Source organism: Blautia massiliensis (ex Durand et al. 2017) (assembly GCF_001487165.1).
Lineage (GTDB): Bacteria > Bacillota > Clostridia > Lachnospirales > Lachnospiraceae > Blautia_A > Blautia_A fusiformis.
This window is the reverse complement of record NZ_LN913006.1, coordinates 3,487,511-3,512,494: the sequence shown is the minus strand read 5'-3', so window position 1 is coordinate 3,512,494 and position 24,984 is coordinate 3,487,511. Positions and strand designations below refer to the sequence as shown.

The 24,984-nt window shown below is 47.0% G+C and carries 17 protein-coding genes, 2 tRNA genes and 3 rRNA genes; 3 read left to right on the top strand and 19 right to left on the bottom strand.

Translation table 11 applies throughout. The features are described from left to right. The 11 genes from BN3261_RS16990 to tsaE all read right to left on the bottom strand — a co-directional run. Positions 1–116: ribosomal RNA gene (locus BN3261_RS16990) — 23S ribosomal RNA — on the bottom strand; the annotation flags it as partial. A gap of 324 nt (positions 117–440) precedes the next feature. Then, positions 441–558, bottom strand: a 5S ribosomal RNA gene (gene rrf / locus BN3261_RS16985). A 60-nt stretch (positions 559–618) separates the two neighbouring features. Further along, positions 619–2,148: ribosomal RNA gene (locus BN3261_RS16980) — 16S ribosomal RNA — on the bottom strand. 243 nt (positions 2,149–2,391) lie between these two features. Then, positions 2,392–2,480: transfer RNA gene (locus tag BN3261_RS16975), tRNA-Ser, on the bottom strand. Positions 2,481–2,618: 138 nt separating this feature from the next. Beyond that, positions 2,619–2,704: transfer RNA gene (locus BN3261_RS16970), tRNA-Ser, on the bottom strand. Positions 2,705–2,894: 190 nt separating this feature from the next. Further along, positions 2,895–3,599, bottom strand: coding sequence for a 2-C-methyl-D-erythritol 4-phosphate cytidylyltransferase (gene ispD, locus BN3261_RS16965; protein WP_059086829.1), 705 nt, complete (start codon positions 3,597–3,599; stop codon positions 2,895–2,897). Positions 3,600–3,620: 21 nt separating this feature from the next. Beyond that, positions 3,621–4,640: a tRNA (adenosine(37)-N6)-threonylcarbamoyltransferase complex transferase subunit TsaD gene (gene tsaD, locus BN3261_RS16960; RefSeq protein WP_015525918.1), complete on the bottom strand. Its 1,020-nt coding sequence runs from the start codon at positions 4,638–4,640 to the stop codon at positions 3,621–3,623. 4 nt (positions 4,641–4,644) lie between these two features. After that, on the bottom strand, positions 4,645–5,556 hold the full coding sequence (locus BN3261_RS16955; RefSeq protein WP_015525919.1) for a ribonuclease Z: 912 nt from the start codon (positions 5,554–5,556) through the stop codon (positions 4,645–4,647). Between the two features lie 77 nt (positions 5,557–5,633). Then, positions 5,634–6,077: a ribosomal protein S18-alanine N-acetyltransferase gene (rimI, locus tag BN3261_RS16950; protein WP_059086828.1), complete on the bottom strand. Its 444-nt coding sequence runs from the start codon at positions 6,075–6,077 to the stop codon at positions 5,634–5,636. Beyond that, on the bottom strand, positions 6,074–6,799 hold the full coding sequence (gene tsaB, locus BN3261_RS16945) for a tRNA (adenosine(37)-N6)-threonylcarbamoyltransferase complex dimerization subunit type 1 TsaB (protein ID WP_059086827.1): 726 nt from the start codon (positions 6,797–6,799) through the stop codon (positions 6,074–6,076). Before tsaB ends, rimI begins: the two co-directional genes overlap by 4 nt. After that, on the bottom strand, positions 6,796–7,236 hold the full coding sequence (gene tsaE, locus BN3261_RS16940) for a tRNA (adenosine(37)-N6)-threonylcarbamoyltransferase complex ATPase subunit type 1 TsaE (protein WP_015525922.1): 441 nt from the start codon (positions 7,234–7,236) through the stop codon (positions 6,796–6,798). The genes tsaB and tsaE overlap by 4 nt, the downstream gene beginning before the upstream one ends. Positions 7,237–7,329: 93 nt before the next feature. Here tsaE and BN3261_RS16935 point away from each other — a divergent pair, with 93 nt between their 5' ends. Then, positions 7,330–7,848, top strand: coding sequence for a peptidylprolyl isomerase (locus BN3261_RS16935; RefSeq protein WP_021651510.1), 519 nt, complete (start codon positions 7,330–7,332; stop codon positions 7,846–7,848). 104 nt (positions 7,849–7,952) lie between these two features. Here BN3261_RS16935 and BN3261_RS16930 read toward each other — a convergent pair whose 3' ends face one another. After that, a complete protein-coding gene (locus BN3261_RS16930) occupies positions 7,953–8,609 on the bottom strand; it encodes a YigZ family protein (RefSeq protein WP_022426677.1) in 657 nt (218 codons plus the stop codon). A gap of 178 nt (positions 8,610–8,787) precedes the next feature. On the opposite strand from BN3261_RS16930, the gene BN3261_RS16925 reads away from it, so the two are divergent. Beyond that, positions 8,788–11,424 (top strand): transglycosylase domain-containing protein, encoded by a 2,637-nt coding sequence (locus tag BN3261_RS16925; protein WP_059086826.1) that lies wholly within the window; start codon positions 8,788–8,790, stop codon positions 11,422–11,424. Between the two features lie 177 nt (positions 11,425–11,601). On the opposite strand, the gene BN3261_RS16920 is transcribed toward BN3261_RS16925, so the two are convergent. The 4 genes from BN3261_RS16920 to ftsH form a co-directional block, all read right to left on the bottom strand. Then, entirely contained in the window at positions 11,602–12,537 is a 936-nt protein-coding gene (locus BN3261_RS16920; protein WP_021651514.1) for an ROK family glucokinase, read from the bottom strand. Positions 12,538–12,550: 13 nt separating this feature from the next. Then, entirely contained in the window at positions 12,551–13,498 is a 948-nt protein-coding gene (gene hprK / locus BN3261_RS16915) for an HPr(Ser) kinase/phosphatase (RefSeq protein ID WP_021651515.1), read from the bottom strand. A gap of 110 nt (positions 13,499–13,608) precedes the next feature. Next, positions 13,609–15,456, bottom strand: a complete 1,848-nt coding sequence (gene uvrC, locus BN3261_RS16910; protein ID WP_059086825.1) for an excinuclease ABC subunit UvrC — start codon at positions 15,454–15,456, stop codon at positions 13,609–13,611. A gap of 72 nt (positions 15,457–15,528) precedes the next feature. Continuing rightward, positions 15,529–17,667, bottom strand: coding sequence for an ATP-dependent zinc metalloprotease FtsH (ftsH, locus tag BN3261_RS16905; protein WP_059086824.1), 2,139 nt, complete (start codon positions 17,665–17,667; stop codon positions 15,529–15,531). A 175-nt stretch (positions 17,668–17,842) separates the two neighbouring features. Between ftsH and BN3261_RS16900 the strand changes: the two genes are divergently transcribed. After that, positions 17,843–19,327, top strand: coding sequence for a DUF1846 domain-containing protein (locus BN3261_RS16900; RefSeq protein WP_059086823.1), 1,485 nt, complete (start codon positions 17,843–17,845; stop codon positions 19,325–19,327). A gap of 121 nt (positions 19,328–19,448) precedes the next feature. On the opposite strand, the gene BN3261_RS16895 is transcribed toward BN3261_RS16900, so the two are convergent. Genes BN3261_RS16895 through BN3261_RS16885 form a run of 3 tightly spaced genes read right to left on the bottom strand, consistent with a single transcriptional unit; the run spans position 19,449 to position 24,915 of the window. Further along, the gene (locus BN3261_RS16895; protein WP_059086822.1) at positions 19,449–22,733 is read right to left on the bottom strand and encodes an SbcC/MukB-like Walker B domain-containing protein; all 3,285 of its coding nucleotides are present in this window, start codon (positions 22,731–22,733) and stop codon (positions 19,449–19,451) included. Then, complete coding sequence (locus tag BN3261_RS16890) at positions 22,730–23,878, bottom strand: exonuclease SbcCD subunit D (RefSeq protein ID WP_059086821.1); 1,149 nt, start codon at positions 23,876–23,878, stop codon at positions 22,730–22,732. The genes BN3261_RS16895 and BN3261_RS16890 overlap by 4 nt, the downstream gene beginning before the upstream one ends. Beyond that, entirely contained in the window at positions 23,875–24,915 is a 1,041-nt protein-coding gene (locus BN3261_RS16885; protein WP_059086820.1) for an aldo/keto reductase, read from the bottom strand. The genes BN3261_RS16890 and BN3261_RS16885 overlap by 4 nt, the downstream gene beginning before the upstream one ends. Between the last annotated feature and the right edge of the window lie 69 nt (positions 24,916–24,984).

Genomic DNA, 24,984 nt, shown 5'->3' with positions numbered 1-24,984 from the left:
TCAGACATCTCCGGATCACGGGATATTTGCTCCTCCCCGAAGCTTTTCGCAGCTTATCACGTCTTTCATCGGCTCTTAGTGCCAAGGCATCCGCCCTGTGCCCTTATTGCTTGACCTTTCGCTTCATCACCCTAGCGTAGGTGATGCGGTCTCTTGATTCTCGTGTCTTCCGATACTCTCGTATCTTCCGACATGTGTTTGATTACTCTGTTCAATAACAGATAAATCGATGTCTTCCTATCTTTGCGTTTGCATTAATTTCTTAATACTTTGCGTTTAAGGATATTTGATTAACTTAATCAAATCTCATGTATGCAGTTTTCAAGGTACAATGCTGACTGATGTTTTATCAGCCATCTGAAAGGAAAATAGCTTTTTCTCTCAGATCACTGGTAAAACCAGCATCTATCTCATCAGGTTGCCCTGTTCTTCTTTTTTTGATCTGGCGCCCACCTGCTCTCCCACACCGTCTCCAGTGCAGTACCATCGGCCGATTGGGTCTTAACCGTCGTGTTCGGGATGGGAACGGGTGTGTCCCCCAACCGCATCGGCACCAGAAATATCTCAGCTTGATAGCTAAACAGTAAAACACATTCTTTTTCTCTACTTTTTCCTTAGAAAGGAGGTGATCCAGCCGCACCTTCCGATACGGCTACCTTGTTACGACTTCACCCCAGTCATCGGTCCCGCCTTCGGCAGCTCCTTCCTTGCGGTTAGGTCACTGACTTCGGGCGTTACTGACTCCCATGGTGTGACGGGCGGTGTGTACAAGACCCGGGAACGTATTCACCGCGGCATTCTGATCCGCGATTACTAGCGATTCCAGCTTCGTGTAGTCGGGTTGCAGACTACAGTCCGAACTGGGACGTTATTTTTGGGATTTGCCCACCCTCGCAGGTTCGCTTCCCTTTGTTTACGCCATTGTAGCACGTGTGTAGCCCAAATCATAAGGGGCATGATGATTTGACGTCATCCCCGCCTTCCTCCAGGTTATCCCTGGCAGTCTCCTCAGAGTGCCCGGCCGAACCGCTGGCTACTGGGGATAGGGGTTGCGCTCGTTGCGGGACTTAACCCAACATCTCACGACACGAGCTGACGACAACCATGCACCACCTGTCTCCTCTGTCCCGAAGGAAAGGAACGATTAAGTTCCGGTCAGAGGGATGTCAAGACTTGGTAAGGTTCTTCGCGTTGCTTCGAATTAAACCACATGCTCCACCGCTTGTGCGGGTCCCCGTCAATTCCTTTGAGTTTCATTCTTGCGAACGTACTCCCCAGGTGGAATGCTTAATGCGTTTGCGGCGGCACCGAAGAGCTTTGCTCCCCGACACCTAGCATTCATCGTTTACCGCGTGGACTACCAGGGTATCTAATCCTGTTTGCTCCCCACGCTTTCGAGCCTCAACGTCAGTTACCGTCCAGTAAGCCGCCTTCGCCACTGGTGTTCCTCCTAATATCTACGCATTTCACCGCTACACTAGGAATTCCGCTTACCTCTCCGGCACTCAAGACGGGCAGTTTCCAATGCAGTCCCGGGGTTGAGCCCCAGCCTTTCACATCAGACTTGTCCATCCGTCTACGCTCCCTTTACACCCAGTAAATCCGGATAACGCTTGCCCCCTACGTATTACCGCGGCTGCTGGCACGTAGTTAGCCGGGGCTTCTTAGTCAGGTACCGTCATTTTCTTCCCTGCTGATAGAAGTTTACATACCGAGATACTTCTTCCTTCACGCGGCGTCGCTGCATCAGGGTTTCCCCCATTGTGCAATATTCCCCACTGCTGCCTCCCGTAGGAGTCTGGGCCGTGTCTCAGTCCCAATGTGGCCGTTCACCCTCTCAGGCCGGCTATGGATCGTCGCCTTGGTGGGCCGTTACCTCACCAACTAGCTAATCCAACGCGGGTCCATCTTATACCACCGGAGTTTTTCACACCGAGCCATGCAGCTCTGTGCGCTTATGCGGTATTAGCAGTCATTTCTGACTGTTATCCCCCTGTATAAGGCAGGTTACCCACGCGTTACTCACCCGTCCGCCACTAGAAACAATCTAAATCTGCCGAAGCTTCAATAAAAGGTTTCCCGTTCGACTTGCATGTGTTAAGCACGCCGCCAGCGTTCATCCTGAGCCAGGATCAAACTCTCTGATAAAGTGTTTGAATCTTTTACTCAAGACAACCGTTTGGCTATCTCTCGTTTTTACTGCTTTTGGTTTGTTTAAACCGTTCTTTAAATGTAAAGAAATTTTCGAGAATCGTATGTGTTTCACTGTTTAGTTATCAAGGTTTGTTGTGTCTGTCTCTCGGACAGCTTGTTCATTTTATCTCATTCTCAACTGCTTGTCAAGAACTTTTTTAATTTTTTTGAAGTATTTAGTCTTCAAAAAAATCAAAACGGAGAAGGAGGGATTTGAACCCTCGCGCCGCGTTAACGACCTACTCCCTTTCCAGGGGAGCCCCTTCGGCCAGCTTGGGTACTTCTCCAAATTGCCCTACTTACTAAGTAGTTCCGATATTTATCTCTGCCGTTCTCAGCGACAGGTGATATTATATCTCGTATCTTTTATGTTGTCAAGTACTTTTTTAACTTTTTTAAAAAGTTTTTATTCTGTATTTGACAAACGGAGAGAGTGGGATTCGAACCCACGCGCCCTTGCGGACAAACGGTTTTCAAGACCGCCTCGTTATGACCACTTCGATATCTCTCCATATAATGTTTTTCAACATTTTTTGTGCTGTTTTGTCAGCGCATGTTGTATTCTATCATCAAATATCTCCCCTGTCAATAACAAATTTGATATTTTTTTCAAAAAATTGGACATATAGCTTCAATTTCTGCTATATGTCCATATTTACCGGGATTTTCACCCTGTTCTACTCTCTGTTCTACTCTCTATTCTACTCTCTGTTTTCCTTCAAAAATGCCTCCGCAACCACCAGATCTTCCGGTGTTGTGATCTTGATATTGCGATAAGAACCTTCTGAAAAGCGGATCTTCACCCCGGTCTCATGTTCTGCAACCATGGCATCATCTGTAATTCCTGTCATTTCCTTCTGCCGAATGCTGGTATATGCGCCATAGATCAGTGGGTACTGAAAGATCTGCGGAGTCTGGACGATCCATACACTGCTGCGATCCGGAGTTTCACTGACATTCCCATCCTCATCTGCGATCTTAACTGTATCCTTGGAAGGCATGCCTGTAACACTGGCACCTGTCTGTGCTGCTGCCATAAGTCCTCTTTCAATGATCCCATGATCAATAAATGGTCTGGCACCGTCATGGATCAGCACATACTCTGTGTCTTTACACGCACGAAGTCCTTCATAAACAGAATCGTACCGTTCTTTTCCGCCGGATACTACAGCAGAAATCTTTGTAAAACCATATTTTTCCACGATTTCTTCTTTGCACCAGAAAACATACTCCTCCCCTGTTACCAGGATCACATCCCTGATCAGCGGACTTTCCTGAAAACAGCGCAGAGAATAACAGAGCACCGGCATCCCGTCAAGCTCCATAAACTGCTTCTGTATTTTGCTGTGCATTCTCTTTCCCTGGCCTGCTGCCAGGACAATAGCTGTATTTCTGCACTCTCCCATGATCAATTACCCCGGATTCTTTTATCTTTCGCCAAGCTTCAGGTTCGGAACCGCATTCAGATCCCAGCTGTGGCGTGTTCCCCTGATATATTCATAGTAAGCTGCCACACCGATCATCGCTGCGTTATCCGTACAGAAGATCGGTGACGGACGGTAAAATTTGTATCCACGTTCTGTACATGCTTTTTCCATAGCAGTGCGAAGTGCTCCGTTGGAAGCAACACCTCCTGCAATGGCAACCTTTTTCATGCCAAAATCAGCTGCTGCCTGCATGGTATGCTCTACCAGTACGTCAACAACCGCCTTCTGGAAGGATGCCGCGATATCTGCACGGTTTACTTCCTCACCTTTCATTTTTGCCCCGTTTAAATAATTAAGAACTGCGGACTTCACGCCGCTGAAGCTGAAATCATATGGATTTTCGCCGATTTTTGCACGTGGAAACTCGATAGCGTCCGGATTTCCTTCCTTTGCCAGCTTATCGATCTTCGGTCCTCCCGGATATCCCAGCCCAATGGCACGTGCAACCTTATCAAATGCCTCACCTGCCGCATCGTCTCTGGTTCGGCCCAGGATCTCAAACTGGCCGTAGTCCTTCACAATAACAAGATGGGTGTGTCCACCGGATACAATGGCACAGAGAAACGGCGGTTCCAGATCCGGATGCTCAATATAATTGGCAGAAACATGGCCTTCTATATGATGCACGCCTACCAGTGGCAGGTTTCTTGCATAGGCAATAGCCTTGGCTTCTGCCACACCTACAAGAAGTGCACCGACAAGCCCCGGTCCATAGGTTACACCGATAGCATCAATATCATCCAGAGTGACATTTGCCTCGTCCAGCGCTTCCTGGATGACCTGGTTGATCCTTTCTATATGATTTCTGGAGGCGATCTCCGGTACAACACCTCCGTACAGTTTATGGATCTCGATCTGTGAGGAAATCACGTTTGATAAGACAGTCCTTCCATTTTTTACAACGGAAGCTGCCGTTTCATCACAGGAGCTCTCAATACCAAGAATTAATGTATCTTTCATTTTTTCAATCCTCTTCAAAATTCAGTTCCACACTCTTCCCGTCTTTTCCCGGCCATGCCTTCGGAAAGATCTCACGTACTGTATCCATGTAATCATCCGGACGTACCAGAGAAGGGCTGTAATGGGTCAGCCACATTTCCCCCACTTCCGCATCACGGGCAAGAGTGGCCGCTTCACGAAACGTCATGTGTTTGTAGCCTTTTGCCTTTTCGATCTTGTCATCTTCACCGTACATTCCCTCACAGATAAAAAGATCGGAACCTTTTGCATTACGTAAAATAGACTCTGTCGGTCTGGTATCTGTGGTATAGGTAAGCTTGATCCCTTTTCTTGGCGGACCAAGCACCATATCCGGTGTGTAGATCCTTCCTTCATCCTCCACAGTCTGTCCCTTCTGCAGCGGATTCCAGAATTTCAGCGGGATCTCATGCTCTCTGGCACTATCAGGAGAAAATTTTCCCTGGCGCAGGATCTCAAGGGTATAGCCATAGCAGGTAACATTATGGTTCACCCGAAATGCAGTGATCCGGTACCCATTCAGTTCCAGAACTTCCTCCGGTTTCGTGATCTCGATAAATTTAATTTCAAAGGGCAGCTCCGGTGCGATCACACGAAGTGCGCTTACCACACGTTCCAGTCCTCTTGGGCCTACCAGAGTCAGCGGTTCTGTGCGGTCTGCATTTCCCATAGTCAAAAGGAGTCCCGGAAGTCCGCTGATATGATCCCCATGATAATGGGTAAAACAGATCACATCAATAGGCTTGAAGCTCCAGCCCTTTTCTTTAATGGCCACCTGAGTGCCTTCCCCGCAATCGATCATCAGACTGCTGCCGTTATAACGGGTCATCAGTGCGGTAAGCCATCTGCGTGGCAGCGGCATCATTCCTCCGCAGCCAAGTAAACAAACATCTAACATATTTTTCCTCTTTTCCTGTTCTGTGGCAAAGTTTAGCATACTTATCCCGTACAGACAAGTACCTCTCCCGGGTAAGCCTATTCAGAAACTGTGGTGCGTGTCATAAGAACAGCATCCTCTGTGGGATCTGTATAGTATCCCTTTCGCAGGCCATCTCGCACAAATCCCTGACGTTCATAAAGCCGGATCGCAGTCTCATTTCCTGCCCGGACCTCCAGATGAATCATGGTGATCCCACGCTCTTCTGCCAGACGGATCATACTTTCCATAAGGAAATTTCCGATTCCCTCTCTCTGACGGTCTCTGCGGACAGCCACATTGGTCACATCCCCCTCATCCAGCACCGTAAGAAGACCACAATATCCCAGGATCCGGCCCTTTTCTTCCACAACAAGAAACATCCCGTTCTCTTTCATAAGAAATGTCAGAAATCCCTCTTTTGTCCAGGGGACTGAAAAAAGTTCCTCTTCGATCTCCATAACCTGATCCAGATCATCCACAAGCATTTCTCTTAAGATCATGCGTTTTCCCCTTCTGATCCTTTTTTCAGTTTCTGGGCACGCTCCCGCTCAGCCTGTGAAACACGGAGATAATCCGGTTTGTGCTCAGCCGCTGTCTCGGTTCTGCCTTCTTTATAATAAAGGACACCAAGTGCACCTACAGCACCTGCTCTCTGTCTGGAAAGATGGGCCGGTGCAAAAGAAAACGGTACAGTAAGCTTATCTGCGATGATATCTTTAAATACCGGGACTCCGTCTCCGAGGAATGTTACGGCTTCTCCCATCTCATTCAGCATGGAAAGAAACTCCTCAATTCCCACTGCCATCTGATCCTTTACCGTCATGAGCCTGTGATCCTCGTAACGATAGATTCCCGTATAAACCTGCTTTCTTCTGGCATCCATGATCGGACAGATCAGTCCGTTTACATCATAGAGATTATAGGCCAGTGCCTCCACAGTCGGAATCCCGACCAGGGGTTTGTCAAGGGCAAGTCCAAGTCCCTTGGCTGTGGCAGAGCCAATACGGAGTCCGGTAAAAGAGCCCGGTCCCTTGGCTACCGCAATAGCGTCAATCGTCTTCAGATCCAGCTCTGTCATCTTCACGATCTCATCCAGCATGGGAAGAAGAGTCTGGGAATGTGTTTTCTTATAATTAACTGTATATTCCGCTACCAGTATATCGTCCTCCACAACGGCTACGGATGCCACGATTCCGGAACTGTCCAGTGCCAAAACTCTCATTCTGTCTTTTCTCCTCTCTCCTCAATGGTGATCTTTCTGTATTCAAAGCCCTTCTCAAGATCTTTTTCAATGGTAACTTCAATCCTTTTTTCCGGCAGGATCTCCTCAATGAGTTCCGCCCATTCGATCAGACAGATTCCCTGCCCGAAAAAATAATCATCGTATCCGATCTCTTCCATTTCTTCCAGATCCCCGATACGATATACATCAAAATGATAAAATGGCAGACGTCCGTCTTCATATTCCTGGATAATGGTAAACGTAGGGCTGTTTACAGGTTCTGTAATTCCAAGACCTGCTGCCACTCCCTGTGTGAACACGGTTTTTCCAACTCCCAGATCGCCTGTCAGTGTGTAGATCTGTCCCGGCTTCGCATTCATTCCGATCGTCCTTCCGACCTCGAATGTTTCCTCAGGATCATGCGTTTCTATGACCATATTTTCCACCTTTTTCTTGCACAATTATTCTTTGCATATTATAATAGAGCGAACAGCGAAATACAATACTTTTTGAAAAGGAGTGCGAAAACTATGGCAAATCCTATCGTTACCATCACAATGGATAATGGCGATGTAATGAAAGCGGAATTATATCCGGAAGTTGCCCCGAACACAGTAAATAACTTCATCAGCCTTGTAAAAAAAGGCTTTTATGACGGCCTGATCTTCCACCGTGTCATCAACGGCTTTATGATCCAGGGCGGATGCCCGGACGGAACCGGTATGGGTGGCCCGGGATACAGCATCAAGGGTGAGTTCTCCCAGAACCGTTTCAAAAACGACCTGAAGCATACACCAGGTGTTCTCTCCATGGCAAGAGCCATGAATCCGAACTCTGCCGGAAGCCAGTTCTTTATCATGCACAAGGCTGCTCCGCATCTTGACGGAAGCTATGCTGCATTCGGTCAGATCATTGAGGGCATGGATGTTGTAAATGCTATCGCAGAGACAGACACGGACTACAGTGACCGTCCTCTTGACGAGCAGAAGATCAGCTCCATGACTGTTGATACCTTTGGTGTGGATTATCCGGAACCGGAGAAATGCTAACAGGAATAATTTTCTGAAATAAAAAAGCCCCGCGAAGAGCAGACTGTAACACAGATCATCTGCCCTCTTCCCGGGGTATTTTTATACTGACATTCTCTTTTCTTTTACTTTTCGAAGGTCTTCACTTCTCCGTTTACTTTCGCAAAATACAGTTCTGCATCCTTCTCAAGTCCGGCTCTTCCGTTTGTTCCTTCTGTGATCGCCTTCTTCACCTCTTCGACCTGATCATCCGGCACAAGAAGCTTCAGGACAACCTTGTCGGTATATTCGGAATCCAGGATCGGCAAACTTCTTTCTCCTGCGATATACTGGATCTTTCCGATCCCTGTATAATCCGTCGTCACCTGAAGAGAGATTCCATGATGCTTCTCAATGACGGTACTTGCCGCCAGTCCAGCCTGGACTGCACCGGAATATGCCCGCACAAGCCCTCCTGTCCCAAGAAGGACACCTCCAAAATATCTGGTCACCACAATGGCCGCATTATAGATCCCGGCTCCCAGAAGCACATCCAGCATAGGCCTTCCGGCTGTTCCGGATGGTTCTCCGTCATCACTGCAGCGGGTGGCTTCCCGGTTCATCCCTACGGAATATACATAGCAGTTATGACGTGCATCCCAGTATTTTTTTTTCATTTCTTCGATAAAGGCAAGGGCCTCTTCTTCTGTTTCCACAGGACGGACGGTTGCGATGAAACGGGATTTTTTTTCCACAAGTTCGCCTTCGCCGCCTTCGTATATGGTTTTATAATGTTCCAGCATGGTTTACGCCTCCGTTATCTATATCCAACCCTCTGTTTCAGGCAGAGTTTTCTTTATTGTATAATAATTATCTTCATTGCACAATGTATAAGATATCATGAATTGTGAAATTTTTTTTAAGGCTTTATTTGGCATCTCATATTTGTTATAATGAAACGGATTATAAAGGAGGAATATTATGAACTACGGAAAAAGATCCACTTCCAAGAAGCGGAATGCTCTGATCTCCCGTACTTCCATGCTGGAAAAAAGAGCACATGTTTCGTTTATCCGGGTTTTATTTACAGCTCTGATCGCAGTCTGCGTCATGGTTGTCTGCCTTGGTATCGGCTCCTTCCGGGGCGTGATCGCCGGAGCACCTGACGTCAACGATGTGGATATTTCACCTCTCGGATATGCAACCTTCCTGTATGATGACCAGGGAACACAGATCCGACAGCTTTCAGCCCCTACATCCAACCGTCTTCCGGTCTCCCTGGACCAGATCCCGGTCAGTCTGCAGCATGCAGTGGTAGCCATTGAGGATGAGCGTTTTTATGAACATAACGGTATTGATGTCCGCGGTATCGCACGTGCCGGAATGAAGGCGATCACCACCGGTAACTTTTCCGAGGGTGCCAGTACCATCACACAGCAGCTTCTGAAGAATAATGTTTTCACTGACTGGACCAACGAATCCACACAGCTGGAACGTTTCACACGTAAGTTCCAGGAGCAGTACCTTGCTGTACAGATTGAAAAAAAATATGACAAAAATGTAATTCTTGAGAATTACCTGAATACCATTAACCTGGGTGCAGGTTCCTACGGTGTACAGGCCGCTTCCAAAAAATACTTTAACAAAGACGTATGGGATCTGAATCTTTCTGAATGTGCCACCCTTGCCGGCATCACACAGAACCCTACCAAATTCAATCCGATCACCAATCCAAAAGCAAACTCCAAGAGACGTAAGGAAGTCCTGGATCACATGCTGGATCAGAATTACATCTCACAGGATGAATATAATGCAGCACTGAATGATGACGTTTATTCCCGTATCCAGGCCGCACAGCTTGAGAACACCGAAGAAGAAAGTACTGTTTACACGTATTTCGAAGATGAGGTTACCAATCAGGTCATCAGCGACCTGATGAACATTAAAGGATATACCAAGACACAGGCTACCAATCTTCTTTACAGCGGTGGTCTGAAGATCATGACAACCCTGGATTCCAACATGCAGCAGATCCTTGATGAGGAATATGCAAACCCTGATAACTATCCGGCCAATGTTCAGTATGAACTGGATTATGCACTGACTGTACAAAGCCCGGATGGAAAACAGACAAACTACAGCAAAGAAATGCTGCAGCTGTATTTCCGTGATCAGGATCCGGAATTTGATCTTCTCTTTGATTCTCCTGAAGAAGGTCAGCAGTATGTGGATCAATACAAGGCTAACATCCTGGCAGACGGAAGCACCGTAGTATCTGAGCGTGTAAACTTTGCGCCACAGCCACAGTCTTCCATGACTGTCATTGACCAGCATACCGGTTACGTAAAAGCCCTGATCGGAGGCCGTGGTGAAAAAACAGCCAGCCTGACTCTGAACCGTGCCACTGATACGACCAGACAGCCTGGTTCTACCTTTAAGATCGTTTCCACCTATGCACCGGCGTTGAACGAAAAAGGCGATACCCTTGCTACAACCTTTATGGATGAGCCTTACGAATACCCGGACGGATCTCCTGTCAACAACGCCTCAAGAAGCTACGGCGGCGAGACCACCATCCGCAAAGCGATCCAGAATTCTATCAACGTTGTAGCTGTTAAATGCCTGGAGCAGGTTACCCCGGCTCTCGGCCTTAAATATCTGGATGATTTCGGTTTCACCACACTAGCTCACGGAACTGAGGCAGATAAAGATGCCAACGGAAATATCTGGAGTGACGCCAACCTGGCTACTGCTCTTGGCGGTATCACCAAAGGTGTCAAGAACGTGGAACTTTGTGCTGCATATGCAGCCATTGCTAATGGCGGGAACTATATCAAACCGATCTATTATACACAGATCCTTGATCATGACGGAAATGTTCTGATCGAGAACTCCTCCGTTTCCAGATCTGTGATCAAAGACAGTACCGCTTATCTTCTTACAAGCGCCATGGAAGACGTTGTAAAAAAAGGTACCGGTACCGCCTGCCAGTTGGACAATATGACTGTAGCCGGAAAAACAGGTACTACAGAGGACTACAATGACCTGTGGTTCGTAGGCTACACACCGTACTACACCTGTGCAGTATGGTCCGGCTATGACAACAACGAAAAAATTCCGGAAGATGCCCGTAACTTCCACAAAAATCTCTGGAAAAAGGTTATGACCCGTATCCACGAGGGCCTGGAGGACAGAGATTTCGATATGCCTTCCAGTGTGGAAAAAGCCAGTGTCTGCGCAGAAACCGGTCTTCTTCCCAGATCCGGATGCCCGACTATCACAGAGTATTTTGATATCTCCAGTCTTCCCACCGAATACTGTGATCAGCATTTCTACGGCAGCAGCGATTACGATGAAGAGGACTATTATTATAACGAAGATACGGACGCCGATACCGATGCAGCAGCTGAAGCGATTCCAAGCGCAGCTCCGGACAGTACTGACAGCACCGACACTGACAATACTGACAATTCCGATGACGGTTCCGATAATACCGGTGATGATACTGACAATTCCGGAACAGACGACAACACCGGTGGTGATGACGGCAGCTATGATAACAGCAATGATACCGGTGGCGATGACACCGGCGAAGATCCGGTAGAATATTATGAATGATCTCCATTATAGGTATCTTTCATAAACAACATATAAAAAAAGTGGTTTCCTGAAATATGGAAACCACTTTTTTTACTTTTAATAACTTCTTACTGTCTCGCAGTTTATCAGTTCAGGCAAGTCCCACCCACCGCTTATTACTTTTCGCAATTGAAGCAGGGTACTTCCCTGGTTCGGTTAAAGTACCATCTTGGCTGCACCGTAGATTCCTGCATCATTGCCAAGTGTCGCGATCACGATAGGAGTATCCTTGCAGGATTCAAAAGCATACTCTCTGTAATATTTCCGGATACAGTCAATAAGCGGCTGTCCGGCCTTGGAAACTCCTCCGCCGATAACAATGGTCTCCGGATCTGTCACACAGCAAATAATGGCAAGAGCACCACCCAGCTGCTCTCCGACCTTTTCCATGGTTGCTACAGCTACCGGATCATTCTCCTTAAATGCGTCCAGAACTGCTTTTGCTGAAATCTCTTCGGCATCTCTGAGAACACTGTTCTCACCGGAAGCTGCAAGCTCTTTTTTTGCCATGCGGACAATTCCGGTCGCAGAAGCATACTGTTCCAGACAGCCCCTGTTTCCGCAGTTGCAGGATTCTGTTTCATGATGATCCACATTGGCATGTCCGATCTCACCGCCAGCTCCGTGATGTCCGGTCACGATCTTTCCATCAACAATGATACCACCGCCTACACCTGTTCCAAGTGTGACCATGATCACATCGGAGGAGCCTGCTGCAGCACCCTTCCATGCCTCTCCCAATGCCGCTACATTGGCGTCATTTCCAGCTTCCGCATGAAGACCTGTAAGTTCTTCCATCTCTCCCACAACGTTCTTATATCCCCAGAAGAGATTTACTGCACGTGATACTTCGCCTTTGGAGTTTACCGGTCCCGGAACACCGATCCCGACGCCTTCCACCTCCTCTTTGGAGATACCCTTTTCTTCCATCTTGGCATTTACTGCTGCTGCCACATCAGGAAGGATCTGATCTCCATTGTTTTCTTTACGGGTTGGAATCTCCCATTTCTCAACAAGAGTACCATCCGTACGGAAAAGTCCGCATTTTACAGTTGTTCCACCTACATCGATTCCAAAACAATATGTTCCCATTTCTTACCCTCTCTTATTCTTCGTCATCCGGATTTTCTCTTTTTTTCGCAAGATTTGCCTGTACACGCTTGTACAGAGCCTCTGCCGCATTGTATCCCATCTTCTTCTGTCTGTGATTGACAGCCGCTGCCTCAACGATGATCGCCAGGTTACGGCCCGGACGGATCGGAAGAGAATGGCATACTACCTTATTTCCAAGGTACTCTGTATACTCCTCATGCAGTCCAAGACGATCGTATTCCTTGTCTCTGTCCCACTCCTCAAGCTTGATCACGAGATCGATAGACTGGGTATCCTTAACGCTCTCAACACCGAACAGTGTTTTTACATCGATGATACCGATACCACGAAGTTCGATAAAGTGACGTGTGATATCCGGCGCAGATCCCACCAGTGTTACGTCACTGACCTTACGGATCTCAACAACATCATCACTGACAAGACGATGACCTCTCTTGATCAGCTCCAGGGCTGCCTCACTCTTACCGATACCGCTCTCACCTGTGATCAGGATTCCCTCGCCGTAAACATCAACCAGCACACCATGAATAGAAATACATGGTGCAAGCTGCACGCCCAGCCAACGGATGATCTCTGCCATAAAACTGGAAGTTGTTCTTTCTGTCACGAATGTCGGAACATTATATTTAACAGCCAGATCGATCATGTCCTGAGACGGACGAGTCATGGTACTGAAAATAACACATGGGATCTTGCTGGAAATGAAACGTTCATATTTAAAACGTCTCTCCTCCTCATTAAGCTGCATCAGATACGTATACTCTACATATCCGATGATCTGAACTCGTTCATTGGCAAAATGCTCCAGATATCCGGTAAGCTGAAGCGCAGGTCTGTTGATCTCTGCAGTCTTGATCACGATGCCTGACAGGTCGATCTCCGGAGTCAGATTATTAAGCTCCAGTTCCTGTACCATCTTTGTCAACTGTACACCCTTCATACTTTTGTCTCCTTTTCGCTGAAAGTTTGCATTCTCACTGCCGTTTTACCGGGGCGTGAGACACCTTATCTTCAATTATACACAATCACTGCTGAAACTGCAATGCAGCATCAGGATTTATGAAAAAATTCATAGACCTGACGGGCGCTTCTGGCATTCATGCTCTCTGTCTGTGCCAGTTCTTCCTCCGATGCATCCCGGATATTTTCCACAGATTTAAATTTACGCAGAAGGGCTTTCCTTCTGGTATCACCGATCCCCGGGATATCATCCAGGATAGAATGGACCTGTTCCCTGCTCCTGAGAGAACGATGGTATTCAATGGCAAACCGGTGGGCTTCATCCTGGATCCTGGTGATCAGGCGAAAGCCTTCGCCGGATGTGTCAATAGGAATCTCCACATTGTTGAAATACAGGCCTCTCGTCCGATGATGATCGTCCTTGACCATACCGCAGACCGGGATGCTTATCCCAAGCTCATTCAGCACCTTCAGAGCGATATTTACCTGCCCTCTTCCACCATCCATCAGGATCAGATCCGGAAGCCTTGCAAAGCTGTCAAATTCTCCGTTACTCTCATGAGTGAACCTTCGGGTCAGAACCTCTTCCATGCTGGCATAATCGTTGGGTCCCTGTACCCATTTGATCTTGAACTTACGGTAATCACTTCGTTTGGGACGGCCTTTTTCATAAACCACCATGGATCCCACAGACTCAAAGCCACTGATATTGGAAATATCGTAAGCTTCCATGCGCACCACGTTTTTCAGTCCCAGCCATTCTTCCACCTCGTGAACAGCTCCGATGGTTCGTCCTTCCTCCCGCCTGATCCGTTCTCTGTCCTTGGCAAGTACCATACGGGCATTTTCCAGGGCAAGTTCTACCAGCTTTTCCTTGGTTCCCTTCTTCGGGACCCGGATGTGTACCTTCTGCTTTCTTCTTCCTGACAGCCACTCCTCGATGATATCTGCATCTTCGATCTCACTTTGCAGCATGATCTCAGATGGGATAAATGGCGTTCCCGCATAAAACTGTTTCAGAAAGCTTGAAAGGACCTGCGCCTTTGTATCACCTTTTGCCACACGGAGATAAAAATGATCTCTGCCGATCAGCCTGCCATCCCGGATAAAAAATACCTGGACAACCGCATCCTGATCCCTGAGGTCTTCACTGTCATCCATGGCTACTGCAATGATGTCCCTGTCTTCCTGCCCGTAGCCGGTAATCTTCTGCCGTTCCCCGATCTTCCGGATACTGCTGATCAGGTCCCGGTATTCCATAGCATCTTCGTAGCGCATTTCCTCCGAAGCTTTCTGCATTTTTTCCATCAGCTCACTAATGGCGTCCTGAAAATCTCCATTCAGAAATTTGATCACCTTATTGATATTCTTCCGGTATTCTTCCTGGCTGATATATCCCTGGCAGGGTGCCTTGCACTGTTTCATATGATAGTACAGACAGGGCCGGTCCTTTCCGGTATCTCTCGGAAGACTGCGGTTGCAGGAGCGCACCTGATACAGCTTTCGCACCAGTTCGATCACGTCCTTTACTGCTCCGCCGCTTGTATAGGGACCAAAATATTTTGCCTTGTCCTTTTTCATTCTCCTGGCAAAAAGCACTCTCGGGTATGGCTCATGAACTGTCACCTTAATAAACGGATAGCTCTTGTCATCTTTGAGCATGGTATTATATTTCGGACGATGTTCCTTGATAAGATTACACTCCAGCACAAGGGCTTCCAGCTCCGAATCCGTAATAATGTACTCAAATCTCGTAATATGTGTAACCATCCGTTCAATCTTGGCACCTTTATTACGACTGCTCTGGAAATACTGGCGCACACGATTCTTAAGGCTTATGGCTTTTCCCACATAGATGATCTCGTCTTTCTCGCCATGCATGATATAAACTCCCGGTTTTGCCGGAAGCTTCTTTAATTCTTCCTCGATTATGAACATACTTTATTCTCCTGTTTTACTATTACAGTAATAAGAAAACCGGGATTTCTCCCGGTTTTCTTATGATCTGTTTTATGCCTGTGATCCCGGCTTTTCTTCTGTTTCTGTATGATCAGCATCTGTTGTCTGAGCAGATTCTTCTGTTTTCTCCGGTGCCTGCATATCCTCTGTCAGTTCCTGTCCGGATATCTCCGGTCTGAACTGAACCGATTCCGTACTTTTTGCAGTCTCGTTATTTTCTACAATCGTTTCAATGTCCTGTTTATTGGACACTTCTTTTTCATCCTCGGAAAGTACCAGATCATCCAGATCCTCCGGGATATCCAGGCCCTGCTGAACTGCACGGAGGATCTTCATGAACTCTTTACCTGTAATGGTTTCCTTGCGGATCAGATATTCCGCGATCTTATCCATCTCTGTTCTGTGACTTCCAAGGATCCTCTTGGCTTCCTCATAGGAATGGTGGAGAAGCTTCATCACCTCATGATCGATCTCTGTTGCGGTATCATCACCACAGTTTAAAACTGCTCTTCCGCTGAGATACTGATTCTCCTGTGTAGCAAGTCCCATCAGTCCGAACTTCTCAGACATACCATACTGTGTGATCATGGCTCTGGCCACCTTGGTAGCCTGCTCAATATCATTGGCAGCACCTGTAGTGACTGTGTCAAAAACGATCTCCTCAGCAGCACGTCCGCCAAGATAGCCTACCAGCATAGCTTTCAGTTCTTTCTTGGTGTTGAGATATTTTTCTTCCTCAGGTACCTGCATAACGTAACCCAGTGCTCCCATGGTACGGGGTACGATGGTGATCTTCTGTACAGGCTCCGCATCCTTCTGGAGTGCATTTACCAGTGCGTGTCCGACTTCATGGTAGGATACGATCCGGCGTTCCTGTTTGCTTAAGATACGGTCCTTCTTCTCTTTTCCCACCAGAACTACTTCTACGGATTCTTCCAGGTCCTTCTGTGATACAGCTTTACGTCCCTTCTTGACTGCAAGGATCGCAGCCTCATTGATCATATTGGCAAGATCAGAACCTACCGCACCGGAAGTTGCAAGTGCAACAGCTTCAAAATCAACGGTGTCATCCAGAAGCACGTTCTTGGCATGTACCTTCAGGATATCCACCCTTCCTTTAAGATCCGGTCTGTCAACGATCACACGTCTGTCAAAACGTCCCGGACGGAGAAGAGCCGGATCAAGAACCTCCGGTCTGTTGGTCGCAGCAAGGATCAGAAGTCCCTTAGATGTATCAAAGCCATCCATCTCCGCAAGCAGCTGGTTCAATGTCTGCTCACGCTCATCATTTCCGCCGCCATAGCGGGAATCACGGCTTTTACCAATGGCATCGATTTCATCGATAAATACGATACACGGAGCATTCTTCTTGGCTTCCTCGAAAAGGTCACGGACACGTGAGGCACCCACGCCCACAAACATCTCCACAAATTCCGAGCCGGAAAGAGAGAAGAACGGCACCTGCGCTTCACCTGCAACTGCCTTGGCAAGTAATGTCTTACCGGTTCCCGGAGGGCCTACAAGAAGTGCGCCCTTAGGCAGCTTGGCTCCGATGGCTGTGTATTTTCCGGGGTTGTGAAGAAAATCCACAACTTCCTGGAGAGATTCCTTGGCTTCATCCTGACCTGCCACATCCTTAAAGGAAACGCCCGTTTCCTGCTGCACATATGCCTTGGCTTTGCTCTTGCCTACGCCCATGCCCATGATCCCGCCGCCTTTGTTCATGCGGCGCATGGAGAACATCAGAAGTCCGAACAGAAGCAGTGTCGGCAGAACCACGCTCAGGATCATTGCAACAAATTCACCAAAAACATCCGGCGGATCGGTCTCAAACTTGATTCCCTTTCCTTCCAGTCTCTTGGTAAGTGCTGTACTGTCTTCGGTCTTCGTGGTGTAATAGCTCATATCCTCGTACTTGGAATTCTTTTTCTTGGGTACGATCGTCAATGTACTGGACTGGATCGTTACTTCCTTAACCTGGTCCTTATCCACCATATCGATAAATTTATCATAGGAGATCTCACTGCTGTTATCCTTCAGCATATTGGTAAACAACGCGAAACACACCAGTGTGACCAGGAGGCATATCAGAAAAGCCAGAATCGACTGATGATTTTTACCTGATCCCTGCCTGGGATCTTTGTTGTCAGGTCGCTTCCCGTCCTGATCATTATTCAGTTGATTATTCATTTTTTTCCTCCTCTTGTCATTTCTTTATTATAAAGAGAAAAACCATATAAATCAACTGCGAGATTACAAAAATACCATCGAAAAAACACCGCATTGGATATTGCCAGTGAACGTAAAGTTGTAGTATACTGTTCCCAGTGAATTGGAAAATTAAAGAGGAGAGGAAATCAGACAAATGAAAATAGGTTTTGATAATGACAAATATCTGAAAATGCAGTCAGAACACATCCGTGAAAGAATCGGTCAGTTCGGCAACAAGCTTTATCTTGAATTCGGCGGCAAACTGTTTGACGACTACCATGCATCCCGTGTTCTTCCGGGTTTTGAACCGGACAGCAAGCTCCGCATGCTGATGCAGCTTTCTGATCAGGCGGAGATCGTTATTGTTATCAGTGCCAATGACATTGACAAGAATAAAATACGTGGCGATCTTGGGATCACCTATGACGAAGATGTACTCCGTCTTATGGATGAGTTTTCAAGCCGTGGCCTGTATGTGGGAAGCGTATGCATCACACAGTACTCCGGCCAGGAAAGTGCCGATCTCTTCAAAAAACGTCTGGAGAAACTGGGAATCCGTGTCTACAAGCTTTACCTGATCCCCGGCTATCCAAGCAACACTTCCTTTATTGTAAGTGACGAGGGTTATGGAAAGAATGATTATATTGAAACTACCAGACCTCTAGTCGTGATCACAGCACCGGGACCAGGAAGTGGAAAGATGGCAACCTGCCTTTCCCAGCTTTACCACGAATACAAACGAGGAGTAAAAGCCGGCTATGCAAAATTTGAGACCTTCCCGATCTGGAACCTTCCTCTGAAACATCCGGTAAACCTTGCCTACGAAGCTGCCACTGCAGATCTGAACGATGTCAACATGATCGACCCGTTCCATCTGGAGGCTTACGGCAAAACTACCGTCAACTACAACCGTGACGTAGAAGTTTTCCCTGTTGTACAGGCCATGTTTGAGAAGATCATGGGCAGCTGCCCTTATAAATCCCCGACAGATATGGGTGTCAACATGGCAGGTAACTGCATCGTTGACGATGAAGTATGCCAGGAGGCTTCCCGCCAGGAGATCATCCGCCGTTATTATAAGAGCATGAACGCTCTGGTTTCCGGCTCCGGCACAGAGAATGAGGTACGTAAGATCGAGCTTCTTCTCCAGCAGGCACATGCAGAGCTCACTGACCGTAAGGTTGTTCCGGCTGCCCTCGAAAAAGAAAAAGTAACCAATGGCCCTGCCGCCGCTCTGGAACTTCCTGACGGAAAGATCGTATGCGGAAAAACCTCCGATCTTCTCGGCGCATCCGCTGCGCTTCTTCTCAATGCCCTGAAAGAGCTGGCAGGAATCGATCACGAGCTTCATGTGATCTCTCCGGATGCCATCCATCCGATCCAGCAGCTGAAGACCAAATATCTGGGAAGCAAGAATCCACGTCTTCACATTGATGAGATCCTGATCGCCCTTTCCATGAGTGCCGCAACCAGCGATGCCGCACGCCTTGCCCTGGAACAGATCCCGAATCTCCGTGGATGCCAGGCTCATACTTCCGTAATGCTTTCCGATGTGGATGTGATCAGCTTCCGTAAGCTTGGTGTTGAGCTTACCTGCGAAGCCAAGAAGGAACAGAAGAAAAATTATCAGAAAAACTGATTCTCTGATAACATACCTTCTGTATAAATAAAAAGCTATATAAGAAGCTCCGACCAGGACGATACATATATATGTCATCCCGGCCGGAGTTTTTTTATCTTATTTTTATCTTATTTCTGCGTTACTGTATCCGGATACTGCTTCCCACACCTTCTCCGCCACATTGCTTGGTAACGATGATCTTATTGTCAATTCGTTCCTTCAGCTCGGAAACATGGGAAATAATCCCTACCAGACGTCTGCCATCTGCAAGGCTGTTCAGCGCTTTTAATGCCTGCTCCAGAGACTCCTCATCCAGAGAACCGAATCCTTCATCCACAAACATGGAATCCAGCCGGATTCCCCCGGCTGAAGCCTGGATCTCATCGGAAAGTCCCAACGCCAGGGATAACGATGCCTGGAAGGATTCCCCACCGGACAATGTCTTTACGCTTCGTTCCGTTCCGTTATAGTGATCAATGACATTCAGATCAAGACCTGCTTTTTCTTTCTGATTTTTGCTTTGTTCCTGGCGTTTCAGCTCGTACTGGCCGCTGCTCATGGTCATAAGACGGAGATTGGCTCTTCGCAGGATCCGGTCAAAATATGCCATCTGGATATAGGTTTCCAGCTCGATCTTTGCCTTTCCGTTCAGTTTTCCATTGGCTGTATCCGAAAGATTCCTGATCCATGCATATTCTTTTTCCGCCGCAGTCATTTCCGTCTGACGTACCTGCACTTTCTGATATATTTCCTCATTTCCCTTCTGAACAGAAAAAAGTGCTTTTCGTTTTTCCGAAAGCTGTGTTTTCTCTTCCCTAAAACGGCTGTACTGCTCTCTGAGCGCATCCTCATCTACTTCTCCGATTTCTTTTTTCTGCTCCTCAAAGTTTTTTACAACCGCTGTTATTCTTTCCTTTTCCGCCCGGATCTCCTGTAATTTCTGTTGAGCTCTTCTGCTGCTTTCTTTCAGCTCTTCATACAGCTTCCTCTGTGTTTTTATTTCCTGTTCCAGCGATTCTTTTCCACCTTCTCCGATCTCTTCGTTCAGCTCATCCACTTTCTGTGCTTTGTTCTTCCTCTCTGTTTCCAGACGTACGATGTCCTGTGCAGCTTCATTGATAACTCTTCCCAGTTCTTTCAGAGTCTTTTCTCTTTCTATGATCAGCTTCTCAAGATCCTGTTTCTGTTTTGCTTCTTTTTCCTTTCCCTGAACTTTTTCTGACAGGCAGCTGAGCATATCCTGTATCTGTCTTTCAAATCCTGCAGCTGTGTTGTCCGTCACTTCTCCATTTCCTGCCACCAGACTTTTCTGAATCAGTTTTCGGATCTCTTCTGCTGTTATCTGCTGCTGCTTTTTGTTTTCCACGTCTCTTGTCTGAAGACCGGCCTGTTTTCTGTCACATTGATTTTTCTCTTCCTGTAACTGAACGATCTCTGTTTCCAGCTTTTCGATCCACGTTTCTGTTTCGTTCTTCTTTTTTTTACGTTCTATTGCTATGCGAATCTCTTCCTCGCTGTCTGCCAGCTGCTTTTCACATTGGTCCTGTTTTTCTTTCAGCAAAGGGATCAGCTTTTTCCATTCCGTCTCATGTAAAAGCTCTTGTGCCTCCCTCTGGATCTGATGCCATAATGTTTTCTGGCGTTCTTTTCGTTTTCCTGCTTCCACACTCTGCGTATTTGCGTCATTCTCCAGTCTGTCCAGTTTTTGTTTCTCTCTGTCCAGGATTTCCTGATCCACAACCTGTCCTTTGGGAAGTATTCCCGGACGCGGATGCTCGAAAGAACCACATACCGGGCATGGGCAGCCCTCTTTCAGTTCCTGCGCCAGGAGCCCTGCCTGCGCGTCCAGAAAACTCTGAAACAGTTTCTGGTAAACTTCTCTCTGCTTTTGTACTTTTTCAATGGAAATCTTATATTTTTCCTGCTGCTCTTTCGTGGCATTATAAGCCCCTTGAAACTCCTTAACCAGAGCAATCAGTCCTTCTAATTCTTTCTTTTTCCGAAGCCCTTCTGTCTTTTTCGTCTCTGCCTTCTGAAGTTCCAGCTCCGCGCTGTCCAACAGCGCCTTGTCTTTCTTTTGCTGCTCCAGCTCTTCCTTCTGCTGCGTTTCTTTCCGGATGATTTCTTCCTGCCATCCATCTATCTGTTTCTGTTCTTTTTTGATCTCTTCTTCCGTCAGCAGACAGCTGTCATAGCTTCGTTTTTCACTGTCCAGTTTATCGTACTCAAACTTGTATTTTTGTAGTTCTTCTCCTGCATCTGCCAGTATTGAAAGGCGTTTTTTTTCTTCCTCATCTTTTTTCTGCAAAAGCTGCTCTTCGGAAATATCATTCTCTTTTTTTTCACTGACTGTTTCAAGCTTTCCTTCGATTGTTTCCAGCTCTTTTTTCAGCTTTTCCAGCTCCTGATATTTTTTCAGCTTTTCTTCTTTTTCACGGATCCTGATTCCAAGCTCTTCACATCTGTGATCTGCATCTTTATATTTTTCCGCCTCTTCTACTGCAAGCTGTAGAAGTGGTGTTAATTCTTCCAGATCTTTTTCCGCTTTTTTCTTTTTCAGCTCCAGATTTCGTTTCTGAGCCACAAGATTTTGTGCCTCTTCTGCTTTTCGTATATCCTGATTAAGCGAGTCTTCTTTTTCCCGGAGCTCTTTTTCCTGTGCTTCACCATATTCCAGAAACTGCTTCAGAAGTTCCAGACTCCGCTCCAGTTTTCCCTCGAATTTTATCTTTTTCAGTTCGTCAAATTCCTCTGCCTCCTGCCATGAAGCAGTCTCCGTTTTCACTCCATCCAAATACTGGGCAATACTGCGGCGCATTTCATCATATTCCTTATATCTGGCTATTGACGCATCCTTAAGTTTCATCTGAATCTGCTGATAAAGTCCTGTGTGAAAGAGCTGTCGGAAGATCTCTCCTCTCTGTGTAGTTCCTGCCAGAAGTAATTTCTGGAAATCCCCTTGGGCGATCATTGCGATCTGTGTGAACTGATCATAACTCAGTCCCAGAAGCTGTTCCACTGCCGCAGTAACATCTTTTGCCTTTGTCACCGGCTGACGTTCATCCGGATAGATCAGCTGTGCTTCAGCTTTTCTAAGAGTCTGTCCGGTGCCTCTTTTTTTCGGAGCCATATATTCCGGACTCCGGCGCACGTGATAATTTTTTCCCTGATAGGAAAAAACAAGCTCCACAAAGGTCTCTGTGGAAGGCTCTGCATATTTGCTCCGAAACATGGCCGGATCTCTTACCTCTCCACTGGCTCTTCCATATAACGCAAAGGTGATCGCATCAAAGATCGTGGTTTTTCCCGCTCCGGTGTCACCGGTGATCAGGTAGAGACCTCCCTCTCCAAGCTTTGAAAAATCAATCTCTGTTTTGTCCGCATAGGGCCCGAAGGCACTGATGGTCAGTTTTTTCGGTCTCATTGTTTCACCTCCTGGATCTTACGGATCAGGTCTTCGGAATATTTCCGCTGTTCTTCATTCATGGGCTGGTTATTCTGCAGTTCAAAAAATTCCTCGAAATATTCCAGCTCGGATTTCCTTTTCACCGTTTCTGTACCTGCGATTTCCTGGTTTTCTCTTGTACGTCGGTTATCATATTCCAGCCTCATCAGATTCGGATAAACAGTACGGAGCTTCTGCATTCCATCTACGATATCTTCTTCATCTGTCAGCGTGATCTGCACATAATCCTCTGTGTTTGTGTCCTGATAACTAGACAGTGATGTGATCTCCATGTATGTGCCTTTCAGTTTTCGCATATCCCGAAGAGGCTTCAGCGGAATCTCCCTGATCCTGAGATTTCCTTTTTCCAGAAGCTCCACAACTGTCACGGATTTCTGCTGTCCTGCCTCGGAAAAAGAATATTTCAAAGGAGTTCCGCAGTAGCGGACGTGCTCGCTTCCCACATTCTGAGGACTGTGGATATGGCCAAGTGCCACATAGTCAAAATCCCGGAACACATCTGCCTCCACCTGATCGACACCTCCAACGGAGATCTCTTCAGAATCGCAGCGCATGGCACCGACCACAAACTGATGGGCGATCAATACATTGCGATAACGTTTATCAATCTCCATATGTGCAACTGCCGCCTGCACTGCCTCCTGGTAGGTACGGATCTCATCCACCTCTTCTTCTCCTTCCAGTCCGTGCCTCACAGTTGCCGGACGCACAAATGGAAGCAGATGGATCCAAACTTCTCCATAGCTGTCCGTTAAACAGTACTTTTCTGTTTTTCCATCGTATACCGGGGACATACAGATCCCGCTGCTGCTCATGATCTGTGAACCGAAAGCGATCCTTTCCGCACTGTCATGATTTCCGCTGATGGCATACATCGGGATCTTCCGTTTTGCAAGCCTGGTAAGAAACCGGTCAAAAAGCTGCACTGCCTCCGCCGAAGGAACCGGTCTGTCATAAAGATCACCGGCGAGAAGGATCCCATCCGGTGCTTCTTCATCAATGATCCTCAGGATTTCGTTCAAAATATATTTCTGATCTTCGATCATGGAAAACTCATTGACTCGTTTTCCTAGGTGAAGGTCTGATAAATGGATCAGTTTCATCGATCACCTCCTGCGCTCACCCAGCCTCCGAACAGTTCCGGTGCAAGATCGATCTCACAGGCATCCAGTACATCTTTTAGCTGTGAAGGATTGCTGACGCCGGTTACAGGCACAGTCTGGAATGGCTGATGGAAAAAGTATGCCAAAGACAGGGCCTGCAGGCTGTGGCCAGTTTCTTTCTGCAGCTTTAACAGCTTCTGATAGGTGCGAAGGTTTGTCTCGTTCCAGTAGGATCTTTTCATACTTTCTGAAAGACCTGTGATCTGTGTTTCCTTCTCCCGCATCCAGGATGCATCCACCTCTGCATCTGTACAGGAAAGCCCCATTTTCTGAAGTTTTGAAAAAAATCCCATTGCAGTGGAAGAAAACGGAACGGCAGCAGCACCTGTCTCACAGTGCCACTGATATTCTTCTCTGGAAAACTCCACAAGTGTAGGATCCGGATTTGTATTTCCTCCGGGATTGATTCCTGCAAGACTCCACTGATTGGATACTGCTGTGATCCCTGAAAGATTTCGTTCTCTCAGACACTGAGCAATTTCTTTCAGCCTCTCTGTGCGGTAATTGGAAAATCCATAATAACGGATCCGGCCTTCTTTTTTCAATTCTTCCAGAATATCCACGATTTCCTCCGCCGGTTTCTCCGGATCATCTCTGTGAAGCCAGTAAAAATCCATCTCATCTTTTCCCAGTGTACGGCAGCTCTCATCCAGGTCCATGCGGATATCTTCTTTGTTCACTCTGCTGCGGCCCGGATCCTCAAAGGAATAGTGCGCGCCCTTCGTTGCCACAATAACTTTTCCCTGCATGCCACTCTCTTTCAGCCATTTTCCTATGATCTGCTCACTGCAGTTTCCATGTCCTTTTAGCCATTTGCAATAGACATTTGCCGTATCAATAAAATTTCCACCTGCGCGTACAAATGCGTTCAGAATCTCAAAGCTTTTTTCCAGGTCTGATTTATCTCCAAATCCTGCTGTTCCGAGGCAGATAGGACTGATGTTCAGATCTGTATTGTTCAGCTGTATATATTTCATCTACGTAACCTCCCGTATTCATATATATCTTTTTCTATTATAACTTTTTTCCGTAGATCCGAACAGTAT